The sequence below is a fragment of the Beijerinckia indica subsp. indica ATCC 9039 genome (assembly GCF_000019845.1).
GTDB classification, from domain to species: Bacteria; Pseudomonadota; Alphaproteobacteria; order Rhizobiales; family Beijerinckiaceae; genus Beijerinckia; species Beijerinckia indica.
Window position 1 is genome coordinate 1,452,972 of record NC_010581.1, and the last position, 11,629, is coordinate 1,464,600.

Consider the following 11,629-nt stretch of genomic DNA (forward strand, 5'->3'; position numbering starts at 1 on the left):
CACCTGCGGAGATCCCAGTGATATTGCCTGCGGTAACAACGTGGGAATTACTTGCTACCGCGCCTGTTTTCCCACTCTGAGAGTATCCACCGTAAATTCGCCTGATGTCACAATCTCGCCAGCAACTATTCCTTTTCCTTGTTCGACTTCGATCATTCCGAGATGGACACGCCAGGCATGAATTCGGCCAACTTCGATGCCAATGGGATCATTGCTGATATTTGCTTCCAGGACATCCATCAACGCCGTGGCGAGCACTTCGACGGTGAGTTTATCGTCTGACGATTGTTTGTCGATTCGTTCCGCGACAGTGAGCTGCCGTCCTCTGGAATCCGGCTCTTTTTCCAGTGCTTCGACATCGCCGCTGGCCCAAGTTGCTATTTTTTCCTTGAGGGCCTTATAGGCATCTTTGACGGCTTCTCCCACAATCCCCTTAAGCATGGCCTCCGAAGCCATGGACAGCCCCGAAGCCGCCAATGCGCCAATTGGCACTGGATCACTCATTTCACTTTTCTACCAGCGTAAGAATTTGATATTTAGCAATAATCTTTAATTTCAGGATTAGTAATCTGGCCAAGTATGACTGGATCACATTTCACCTACCGGCCAATAGAAGCAGAGCCTCTTTCATATTGCAACACGCAATCGGCAGAAACAGATTGGCTATTTGTCTGGTCACTGAATTGGCTTTCCTGCCAAGTGAAATCAAGACAATCCTCATACATAATCGTACTTGGTAAGTTTCCGTTTGGTCCGAATGACGGTTTCCCTCCAATGAGGACCTTCAACCTTGACATCTTGCAAGTCCATTCAGGCTGAGTGCCGCCTTGCGCTGGGCGTGGACCTTGACCAACGACTTCCAGAACATAACAATGCGATCTCAATAACCCTTTTACGATGCCTCATTAACAGATACACAACGGACATAGGCCTTTAGCTCAGCGTGTAGCGTGGTCATGGCGGCGCGGATCAGCGCGGAGGGTTGCAAGCGGAGATGGGGTCCCGCTCGCACCACCGAGATCTGTGCGACGCCACTGTCGGTTGCCAGCACGGGGCTGAGGCGTAAGGCTGTATTCAGGGTCGCTAGCGCATCGGCCTGCGTGTGGCGACGATCTTGATCAACAAGGCTGCGATCTCAGGTGTCACTCTGCCAGCCGATGTCTATTAATATCACTCGCAATTTGAAAGAAGCTGCAAATGACAGGAATGGCAGGAACGGCTGCTTAAATCGGTTTTTTCTGATGAGGTCTTTGAGCCACGAGCAGAGCTTTCGCCTTTGCGTGAGGTGGACTTTCATTTGCGGCTCCTTCTCGTCTTCCGCATGTGCAAATGGCCCTTTTTATCGCCGCATGGCGTGAAAAGGAGATCACTGGTCAAAACTTTGCATGTTATCCATTTGAAATGCGTGTCTTATCGTATAAAGATGCGGCCATCAAAGTTTTGATTCAGGCTTTATAAGCAATCAGCGGAGTTTTGTTCAATGGACCGTCCACGTATATTCGTTATCTTCAAAGATAACGACCTGAATGCCATGGACACGCTTCTTGATTGGAATAAGAATAACGAATTCGAATTCGATTTTGAAAAAGCTCTGCCTAAAATAGCATTTTACAGCGCAGAAGGGGCTAAAATCAAAGACGAACTGACCGAGAGGATTAAGGCCGCGACGCATCTGCTTTGCATTATCGGGAAGGAAACCGGTAATAACGACTGGATCAATTGGGAAGTTCAGACCGCTTCCGTAAAAGGAAAGAAGGTCATCGGAGTGAGACTCCACATGAAAAACAAGAGTCCGGCTGCTCTCCTCAACTTTGGATCCGTTACGGCGAAGGCGTTCACCTTTGAGGCCATCAAGGATGCGGTCGAAGAATCTTGAGAGCATCTCCCGAGAGTGGATTGCTTTGGGATGAGGATTATCTGTTAAAACAAAGAGATAAAGAGTCTTTTCAGATTCAGCCGAATCTGAAAAGACTCTCTGCAAGACGTGCAAGTTTTACGGCGGACTGGCGCGATTTGGGGCAAATGAGATGAATTTTTGCTTTTCCGCAAAGATGGCAAAGATTCAAAAGATCCCCACGATGATCCTCAATGATCACCAATCTTATAATGTTCCGCGAGGAAGGCATCGATCGCGGTGAGAAAGGCCTCCGGCTGTTCAACATGCGGCACATGGCCAGCATTCGCGATTTCCACCAGTTTTCCATCCGGCAGGTCTTTGAGGGCGGAGCGGCCAAGTTGAGGCCAATGGCCGAGTGACTTGATGTCTTCGGGGCTAGCGTAACGGCGGAAGAAAACGCTGCGGTCGCCCTGGCCAATCGTTAAGAGAACCGGCATGTGCAACAATGAATATTCGTGTCGGATCGGCTGCTCATAAATCATTTGATAGATCAAGGCCGAGGCTTTGGCCGCACGGGGATATTCGCCACTTTGCAGAAGCCGCGTGAAGATCTCGACCTGACGTTCCACCGTGCCCGGCCAGCCTGTAAAGAAGGCTTGCATGAATTTGCGATATGATTCTGGCGTTTGAGCCATTTCGGTCTGTACCAGGGTTTCAAGCGTTTGCGGCGGAATGGCGCTCCGGTAATCTTCCAACCCGATCGGATTTTCCAGCAGCAGAGCGGCCGTCAGGTCCGGATAGTCGCGGGCAAAATAAACGGCGAGCATGCCACCGAAGGAATGGCCGAGAATGGCGGCCTTGGTAACGCCTCGATGGTCGAGCAATTGTTTCGTCGCCCGCGCAAGAAGATCGAAACTATAGCGGATGTCAGGCTTGGCCGATTTGCCGAAACCGAGCTGATCGGGAACGATGACACGATATCCTTTCGTTGTCAGAAAACGAATGGTCGGGCCCCAATAATCGCCAGAAAAACTCTTTCCATGCAGCAAAACTACGGTGCCGCCGTTGGACTCTTGCGCCGGCGGCACATCCATATAGGCCATGCGTAGAGTCTGACCTTCGAGCGTGAGATCAAAAAAGGCGACGGGATAAGGATAATCCACGGCTTCGAGTCCGATACCGAGGGGCGGTAAGGAGGGTTCTGCCGAGACCGGCAAGCCAAGGAGCAGGAAGGGGATCGGTAAAAGTGAGCGTAACACCTGCCGGAACTCCGCGAGCGCTTAAAACCAGAGCGTGGGAGCGTATAGGCTTTATCATTCTTGTCGACTGAGCGGAGGGCAGGAAAAAACAATGTTGCGTGAGGAAAAGGAATCCGTGTTGTCCCGTCGTGCGCTATGGGTTGGCCTCGCCGTGTCATGGCTGCTGATGGGAGCTTTTTTGGCAAAACTATCGGCGGAGCCGGCACAAGGTTCCCTCATCGGTCGTTGGCTCGCCGAGGATATTTTGGGAGGGGGCGTTATCGACCGCCTGCAATCCGTTCTGGAAATCGCAGCGGACGGCACCGTTTCCGGCAGCGGCGGCTGCAATAGAATGCGTGGGCACGCGACCATCGACGGCGAAAAATTGTCCTTTGGTCCGCTCATCACGACACGCATGGCCTGTTCGCCGGCGGTCATGGATCAGGAAGGAAAATTTCTCGCGAGCCTCGAAAAAGTCCGGAGTTTTCGGATCGATAACGCACAACGCAAGCTGATCCTGTTCGATGACGCGGGAAACCGTATCCTGGTCCTGGCGGCGCTATCATGAACAGCCGTTTTTCGGCTCGCTTGTTCCATCAAGCCCTTGACCTGCGGGATATTCTCGACTAACCGAAACCCTCCTCAGGCTTGCCGAGACGAGCTTGAGGTCATGTCGGACTTGGTCCGGCTGATGACGCACCCGTGGCCCGAAGCCAGAAACCTGGCGATTTTGGCCTGTCGGCTGGCCTTTGGCTGGCAGAGGAGGGCGCGTTCCTCTCTCCCCTGGATCGAGGTAGCGTGGTTTAATGCTGCCGCGATCCGTCTCATTTTGAGGATACGCGATGACGAAGCGCGCAGAAGCGAAGTATAAAATCGACCGCCGCATGGGCCAGAACATCTGGGGCCGGTCGAAGAGCCCGGTTAACCGTCGTGAATATGGACCCGGCCAGCACGGCCAGCGGCGTAAGGGCAAGCTGTCGGATTTCGGCACCCAGCTCAAGGCCAAGCAGAAGCTGAAAGGCTATTACGGCAATATTTCGGAGAAACAGTTCCGGAAATATTACGCTGAAGCCATCCGTATGAAGGGCGACTCCGGTGATAATCTCATCGGTCTTCTCGAGCGCCGCCTGGATGCCGTGGTCTATCGCGCGAAATTCGTGCCGACCGTGTTCGCCTCGCGTCAGTTCATCAATCACGGCCATATCAAGGTCAATGGCCGCCGCGTGAACATCGCCTCCTATCAGGTCCGCGTCGGCGACGTGATCGAGGTCAAGGAAGCTTCGCGTCAATTGACTCTGGTTCTGGAAGCATCGCAGCTCGCCGAACGTGACGTGCCGGAATATTATGATGTCGATCACGGGAAGATGAGTGCAAAGGTGACCCGCATTCCCTTGCCGAACGAGGTTCCCTATCCGGTGATCATGGAACCCAATCTCGTGATCGAGTTCTATTCCCGCTGATTTGGACTTTGTTCCGATTGGCTTTTCAATCAGCAAGGCCGAGGGCGAGGCAAGTTCTCGCCCTTTTCTTTTGGGCAACAAAGAACGACAGCGGTCTTCTGTTGCTTGGATAGACTGCTATATTCAAACAGATCATTTGACCCTTGATATTTAAGGGCCTCGCCAATGGGTCGGGTAGGCTCTTGGAGAGAAGAGCATGCCTTAAAATGCATGCTCGTCATCGGTTTTCGTTTCGGTCGACGGAGAGACCGGACGGTGGCGCTCGAATAAGGCGCGGGCAATCGAGAACAGTGGCGTCGCGAGACGATTCAGGTCTTCGGCGCGCGAGACAAACTTGCTGCCCCGGGCTAATTCGCGATCAAGCACCGCCATGGTCTTGGCCAGGCCCGGATCATCATCGCGGAACCAGACGGGCAGGATGCGTGTCCAGGCCAGAACCAGGCCCTGCAATTTCAACGCGCCGACAGGTCCTTCGGAATCGATGCCAGCGGCTTCGAGCATGAAACGCATCGAATTGAGGGCTTCCCGATTCATCGCCGCAGCGGCAAGCGGATCACGCCGCAACCACTCGCTGATGCCTTCCATGCCGAGCTTATAAGGCGCGAGTGCATCCAGGCGCCGCATCAGCACGTCGAAGAGGCGTTCCTTGGTCGATTCCCCCAAAAGCTCATCGGTCGATGCATCGAGCACGATTTTATCGATTTTGCGCGAGAAGGCAGCCAGAACGGCACCTTTGGAGGGAAAGGAATCACGGAACTCCGAGAGGGATATATTGGCGCGGGCGGCAATATCAGACAATGTGATATCTTCCCAACGCCGTTCTCCCGCCAGTTCCAACAGCGCATCGATGATCGCGTTTTTGATATCTCCGGGAAGTGTCAAGATGATCTCCCGATCTCCGTTGAATTCGGTGCCGTAAGACGTGCTATTTTCTTCCACCATGGCCGCCCTCTTCCATATCATTGCTTTTGGGCGGAGTTTCCATAGCCGCCACAATTCTTGAACGCATTTGCATCACGGAATGTTCGAGCGGGCTAATACGAAATGTAAAAAAAATTCCGTGCCACCGCAAGGACAACCTTAAGTTTTCCGTTTCATTTCAAAGCGTAACTGTATTGAAGCATAAGCGTTGCCATGAGTCTTTACAACTTTAAGGTTTATGCGTCGAACGATGGCGCATCACGCCGGGCCGTCGCGCTGGAGGACAAACTCCGCCTTTGAATTATGTAGTCTATTCAAAGGGATTTTGAATATCCTCAAAGTGATCGGTCAGCCTGAGAGTTCGGCGGCCCGTTTTTGAGCCGCCGCTGCCGTGCGTTCAATAAGCGGGGCAAGACCATTCTCGGCCATCAGAATTTCAAGGGCGGCGGCGGTCGTGCCGCCGCGCGAGGTGACGTTCTCGCGCAATTGGGCGGGGCTGGTGTCGGCTTCATGGGCTAGCAAGGCGCCACCCCCCTCGACTGTGGCGCGTGCCAGCCGCTCGGCCACGGCCGGTGGCAGACCGAGTGCCGCGCCGGCGCGGCTTAGACATTCCGCGAGATAAAACACATAGGCGGGTCCGGAACCGGAAATGGCCGTGACCGCGTCGATCAGGGATTCGTCGTCGAGCCATTCCACCGCGCCGACGGCGCCGAGCAGGGTCGTGGCGAGCGCATGCTGGTGTGGCGTCAAACCCGCGCTGGCGGCGAGGCCGGTCATGCCGTGTCCGATCGCGGCGGGAAGATTGGGCATCGCGCGGATAATGGCGCCAGCGCGCGGGAAACGTTCAGCAATATTACGGATCGTCTTGCCGGCGAGGATGGAGATGATGAGCGTGTTCTCATCGACATAGGCTTGCAGGGCAGGGGCTGCTTCTTCCAGCATCTGCGGCTTGATGGCGAGCACCAGAACGTCCGGGGCCTTCGCAGGGGGCGTGAGCGTAAAACCCTCGGTCTTGGCGCGTTCCCGCAAGGGTTCGGATGGATGCGGTTCGATCACGCCGACGCGCGCGGCCGGAAGACCCAGGGATAGCCAGCCATGCAGCAAGGCCGAACCCATTTTGCCGGCACCGGCAAGAATCAGGCTTTGGGGAAAAGCACTTTTGGCGTCGTTTGCGTCCATGGCTCTCGAGGGGATGCGAGGAAAGAGCGATGCTGGGTATTCAGCATCCTGGTCCTGCCTCTTAAACCGATCCACTTTTCAAGCAAACCGTCCTGTGTCCAAGCGGCGAGATCCGGCATGGGATTTCGTGTTGAAACAAAAAGACGTGCCTTGCGAGAACCAGAGCTGGGCTTTCAATCGGGTTTGGGACTCCGGCCTCAGGCATGCCCCTTGGTGACGATCATCGCTTGTTCCAGGGCCTCGCGCCCGCTGTGTCCGGCCCAGACGACGAATTGAAACGCCTGATAATAGCGTTCGCAAGCTATGACAGCATTGGTCAAAACCGTCTCGCATTGACAGCGGTTGAGATCGGCGCCGCCCGCCAGCACGATTGTGTGGCGGAACATGATGACACCGTCCTGCGGCCAGATGTCGAAATGGCCGATCCATAATTGTTCGTTGATGAGAGAGATCAGCGCCAGAACCTCGCCATTGCGTAACGGCGGGATCTTGAGATCGAAAACACAGGCGACATGCAGGGCTTCCATGTCCTCAAGCCAAGTGAAAGCGACATTGTAATTGGTCCATTCACCGGCAACGTTGATCGACAATTCATCAACGCCGTCACGATCGAACGCCCATTGATGCTGCGCGGCGAGCCTTTCGACCAGATCGACCGGATGTTCGTTACGCTCGACTGCGAGATGCGGAAACGCCATTACAAAGCCTCAACACGGAGATAATCAGACAATCGCGGCCACTCTTGCTTCAGACATTGTTCGGCCTGGATCGTAAAACCAGGAGCAACGGACGACAGGATGCCCGCATGCTCTTGGGACAAGGAAGACGAAGGAATTCCCTTCAAGGAAAGGGAAGAACGCCGCTTCGATGATTCCCATTCATAAAGGAATCATAAGGACCCACCTCGAAGCAACTCTTCAGCGAGCTTCCGCTCGATTTGTCCCCCGCAGTTATTTGTGTGTTCATACAAAATCACTCTTGGATTGAGGGCAGGTTTTTGCTTCGCGTGGCAGCAGACTTAATCAGGCAGGCTTGCGTCACCCTGAATCAAACTGACGCGTTTTCAAAAAATTAGGCATCATGCCGGCCACGATTTCAAAGGCCGCGGCTGGGGAGGTCCTGTTTTGAGAAAGAGAAGCATGGGAATGCGCCGCGCCGGTTTCGGCTGCTCCCAATAAGGTCTAGACTGCCACCATGCTGCGTCTGTTTCGAAGACCAAAGACCGCAACGGTCGATCCCGATTTCCTCGATGTGGGCCATGCGGGCGAAAGCTTGCGCATCCTTCTCAAACGCTCGCCCGGCGCGCGGCGCATGACGCTGCGGGTGCGCTCGGCGAGCCGTGATGTCGTCTTGACCATGCCGGCGCAAGGGGCCGTGCAGGATGCGAGAATTTTTGCCGAGCGCCATGTTGCCTGGATCCAGGCGCGGCTGAGCCGTCTGCCAACGCTCGTGCCTTTTCTGCCCGGGTCCGTCGTGCCGCTACGCGACGTGCCGCATCTGATTCTGGCGCGCGATGAGCGGCATAAAGGTCCCGTCTGGCTGGATACCTTACCCTATGCCGCCGAGGGAGCTCTGGGCGCGCTCTGCGTTTCGGGCGAGGCAGCCCATCATGCGCGGCGTGTGCGGGATTTTCTCATGCGGGAGGCGCGCCGTGATCTCGAAGCCGCGGTCGAGCGTCACGCAGTCAATTTGGGAACGAGGCCGAGTAAGATCAGCTTGCGGGATACGACCAGCCGCTGGGGATCCTGCTCGGCCAAAGGCGGCCTGAATTTTTCCTGGCGGTTGATTCTGGCGCCGCCCTATGTCCTCGATTATCTCGCGGCGCATGAGGTCGCGCATTTGCGCCATATGAATCATTCGGATGCTTTCTGGCGACTCGTCGCGGAGCTTTCTCCGGATGTGGATGTGGCGGAAGCTTGGCTCAAGACGCGCGGCAGCGGCCTCATGCGTTATGGCGAGCGTTGATGTTGATGGTCGTTCAACTCGGCCGTGGCTTGGCCCGCGTTGTCGGCATGGCATTGGCGGGATCGTCCGGCCAGGGATGACGGGGATAGCGGCCCTTCATTTCGCTTTTTACGGAGGCCCAGGAGCCCTTCCAGAAACCCGGTAGATCCATGGTGATCTGAATCGGCCGGCTTGCTGGGGAGAGAAGGTGGAGCGTGATGGGCACCTTGCCACCGGCGAGCGTGGGATGGTGGGCAAGACCGTAGAATTCTTGCACGCGCGCGGCTAGGACGGGCCTGCTTTCCGTATATTCAAGCGCGATGCGTGAGCCCGCGGGGGTCGTCACATGGGTCGGCGCTTCCACCTCGAGCCGGCGTTGCTGGGCAAAGGTCAGCAGGTTTTTGAGCGCGGCTTCCAAATCGTCGGGGCCGATCTCGGCAAGGGCGGTTTTTCCAATAAGAAAAGGGGCGAGCCAGTCTTCCGAGGTTTGCGACAGCGCCACGTCGGACACATCCGGCCAGTCCTCGTCCCCTTCGTTCTGACGGAGAAACAAGACGCGGTCTCTCCATTGGGTGATGGCTTTGGTCCAAGGGAGCCGGGCTAGCCCGAGAGCGGCAAGGTTTTGGGCAAGCAAAGCGGCATTGGCTGGCGTGGGCGAGACCGGCAAATTGCGTTCTGAAAGCACAAGACGTCCAAAGCGGCGGCGGGAACGCGTCTGCAATGCTGCGCGGGAGGGCTCGAAAACGGTCTCCTCGATGGTTTCAATCCGCTCGCGAAACAGGATTTCGAGATCGCCTTCGTCGAGGGCAGCAGCCAAGAGAATCCTCTGCCTCGCGGCTTGGCCCGTGAGCTCGCCGATGGCGAGATAAGGACTTTGCGCCAGGGGACCGGTGGGATCGAGTTCTGCTGCACGGCCGTTCGCCATGAGAAAGACGCCGGTTTTATCGCGCCTTTTGGCGAGGCGATCGGGATAGGCGAGGGCGAGCAAACGTGCGGGCGAGGCTTCTGCGGCCTTGGTTTGTGCTGGCATGATGGCTTGAATCTGCCGCAGGAACAGGGCCGCGAGTTTGCGCGCCTCCTCAGCCCGCGGAGAACGATCGCGGCGAAAATTCTGGAGGCGTAGACCGAGATCGGGGCTGGTGCCGCCGAGATTGCGTTCGACCAGCAGGACGGCGATTTCAGCGGCGCTTTGGGCCTCGCCCTTCTCGGCCGCGGCAACGATCATGGCGGCGAGACGCGGCGGCAAGGCGAGTTTGCTGATCGCCTGACCTCTTTCCGTCAATCCGTTCTCCCTATCGAGCGCGCCGATCTCCCTGAGGAGCGCGCGCGCTTCCTGGACAGCTGGTTTGGGCGGAGGATCGAGCCAGGCGAGATTGGCGGGTTCGCGCTCGCCCCAGGCGGCAAGATCCAGGACGAGGCCAGACAAATCCGCGGCCAAAATTTCCGGCGTTGTGAAGGCGGGCAGCGCGCCAGTGGCGGCTTCCTCCCAAAGGCGATAACAGACGCCGGGCTCCAGGCGGCCGGCGCGGCCACGCCGCTGGTCGGCCGCCGCGCGCGAGGCGCGACGCGTCTCAAGACGCGTGAGACCCAGTCCAGGCTCGAAACAGGGCACACGGGCAAGGCCGGAATCAATGACCACGCGAATCCCTTCGATGGTCAGAGACGTTTCGGCGATCGATGTGGCCAGAACGATTTTGCGATGGCTAAGAGGCGCTGGCGTTATGGCTTCTTCCTGGCTTGCGCGGTCGGCCGCAGCGTAAAGCGGAATGATGTCGATGGCGGGATCAGTGATGATCTCACCAAGGCGTTCTTTGACGCGCGTGATTTCCGCTTGTCCGGGAAGAAAGGCGAGAATCGAGCCTTTCTCCTCAGCGAGGGCGCGCAAAATGGCGCGCGCCATGGCGTCTTCGATCCTCTGGGCCGGATCGCGTCCGAGATAATGCGTGGTGATGGGAAATACCCGGCCCTCGCTCTCGATGATTTTGGACTCGCCGAGCAAGGCGGACACCCGCGCGCCATCGAGCGTCGCCGACATGACGAGAAGCCGCAAATCCTCGCAAAGCGCGCTTTGCGCCTCAATGGCGAGGGCGAGGCCGAGATCGGCGTCGAGCGAGCGCTCATGGAATTCATCGAATATGACGGCGGCCACGCCCGTAAGGCCCGGATCGGCGAGAATCATGCGGCTAAAGACACCTTCGGTCACGACTTCGATCCGGGTCGCTTCGGAGATGCGCGTTTGTGAACGCATGCGCAGGCCGATTCTCTCGCCGACGGCTTCGCCCAGCAGGGAGGCCATGCGGTTTGTCGCCGCGCGGGCGGCAAGGCGGCGCGGTTCGATCAGGATGATTTTTTTATGCGCGGAAAAAGGCGCGTCGAGGAGGGCAAGCGGAACCAGAGTCGTCTTGCCGGCACCTGGCGGAGCAACGAGCACGGCGTTCCGAGAGTGCTTGAGATGAGCCGTAATGTCCTCGAGCACGGCCTCGATCGGCAAAGGGGGAAAGCTTCGGGTCATGGCCCTATGTCAGGATGGATAGAAATTGGCATCGGGGTATGTGCACGATGACCCAAAAAACGCATCGAGCCCCTTTATGGAAGACGAAATTATACAGAAACGAGAAACGGAGAAAAATCTGCTTCTTGCGAGGAAGCGCAAAGCGTGGTCAAACTGAAAGGCTTCGTGAGGTCAGATAATATAGCGTATTTTCAAATATTTAGAAGTTGATCTCGGAAGCTGGTTCCAGGAGTCGTGAGCCAACCATTTGAAGGGAATTGAAGCTTGTCTCTTCTCTCGCATTGAGGAAGAGGCTATACCGCCCTGCAAGCAAGGGGCTTTTCGACAAGGGTTTCCGCCGCTGCTTTGGAAGGCGTTTCAGGTCAGACAGGTGTCATGGAATGGCTCGGCCTCCACTCCCGTGATGTCTGATGTTTGGGAGAAAAAATGTCCCCGGGTTCAGGAGAAGGTTGTGAGATTTGCTCGCCCCTCTTTTATTCAGGGCACTTTAGCAATTCTGATGCGTTTTCAAAGATCTAAGGCATTGCTCAGGGATTGG

The 11,629-nt window shown here is 56.5% G+C and carries 10 protein-coding genes; 4 read left to right on the forward strand and 6 right to left on the reverse strand.

Annotated features, from left to right (window positions below; genetic code table 11):
- Positions 1 to 54 precede the first annotated feature (54 nt).
- Entirely contained in the window at positions 55 to 504 is a 450-nt protein-coding gene (locus tag BIND_RS06345) for a hypothetical protein (RefSeq protein WP_012384248.1), read from the reverse strand.
- Between the two features lie 976 nt (positions 505 to 1,480).
- On the opposite strand from BIND_RS06345, the gene BIND_RS06350 reads away from it, so the two are divergent.
- The gene (locus BIND_RS06350; protein WP_012384250.1) at positions 1,481 to 1,876 is read left to right on the forward strand and encodes a TIR domain-containing protein; all 396 of its coding nucleotides are present in this window, start codon (positions 1,481 to 1,483) and stop codon (positions 1,874 to 1,876) included.
- Positions 1,877 to 2,085: 209 nt separating this feature from the next.
- Here BIND_RS06350 and BIND_RS06355 read toward each other — a convergent pair whose 3' ends face one another.
- A complete protein-coding gene (locus tag BIND_RS06355; protein WP_012384251.1) occupies positions 2,086 to 3,096 on the reverse strand; it encodes an alpha/beta fold hydrolase in 1,011 nt (336 codons plus the stop codon).
- Positions 3,097 to 3,187: 91 nt separating this feature from the next.
- Between BIND_RS06355 and BIND_RS06360 the strand changes: the two genes are divergently transcribed.
- Complete coding sequence (locus tag BIND_RS06360) at positions 3,188 to 3,643, forward strand: META domain-containing protein (RefSeq protein ID WP_012384252.1); 456 nt, start codon at positions 3,188 to 3,190, stop codon at positions 3,641 to 3,643.
- Positions 3,644 to 3,917: 274 nt separating this feature from the next.
- Positions 3,918 to 4,535, forward strand: coding sequence for a 30S ribosomal protein S4 (rpsD, locus tag BIND_RS06365; protein WP_012384254.1), 618 nt, complete (start codon positions 3,918 to 3,920; stop codon positions 4,533 to 4,535).
- A gap of 201 nt (positions 4,536 to 4,736) precedes the next feature.
- Here rpsD and BIND_RS06370 read toward each other — a convergent pair whose 3' ends face one another.
- The 3 genes from BIND_RS06370 to BIND_RS06380 form a co-directional block, all read right to left on the reverse strand.
- Complete coding sequence (locus BIND_RS06370) at positions 4,737 to 5,477, reverse strand: TetR/AcrR family transcriptional regulator (RefSeq protein ID WP_012384255.1); 741 nt, start codon at positions 5,475 to 5,477, stop codon at positions 4,737 to 4,739.
- A 327-nt stretch (positions 5,478 to 5,804) separates the two neighbouring features.
- Positions 5,805 to 6,635: a pyrroline-5-carboxylate reductase gene (proC, locus tag BIND_RS06375; RefSeq protein WP_012384256.1), complete on the reverse strand. Its 831-nt coding sequence runs from the start codon at positions 6,633 to 6,635 to the stop codon at positions 5,805 to 5,807.
- Between the two features lie 197 nt (positions 6,636 to 6,832).
- A complete protein-coding gene (locus tag BIND_RS06380; RefSeq protein ID WP_012384257.1) occupies positions 6,833 to 7,333 on the reverse strand; it encodes a type III secretion system chaperone family protein in 501 nt (166 codons plus the stop codon).
- 496 nt (positions 7,334 to 7,829) lie between these two features.
- On the opposite strand from BIND_RS06380, the gene BIND_RS06385 reads away from it, so the two are divergent.
- Complete coding sequence (locus BIND_RS06385; RefSeq protein ID WP_012384258.1) at positions 7,830 to 8,600, forward strand: M48 family metallopeptidase; 771 nt, start codon at positions 7,830 to 7,832, stop codon at positions 8,598 to 8,600.
- A 13-nt stretch (positions 8,601 to 8,613) separates the two neighbouring features.
- On the opposite strand, the gene hrpB is transcribed toward BIND_RS06385, so the two are convergent.
- Complete coding sequence (gene hrpB, locus BIND_RS06390) at positions 8,614 to 11,091, reverse strand: ATP-dependent helicase HrpB (protein ID WP_012384259.1); 2,478 nt, start codon at positions 11,089 to 11,091, stop codon at positions 8,614 to 8,616.
- Between the last annotated feature and the right edge of the window lie 538 nt (positions 11,092 to 11,629).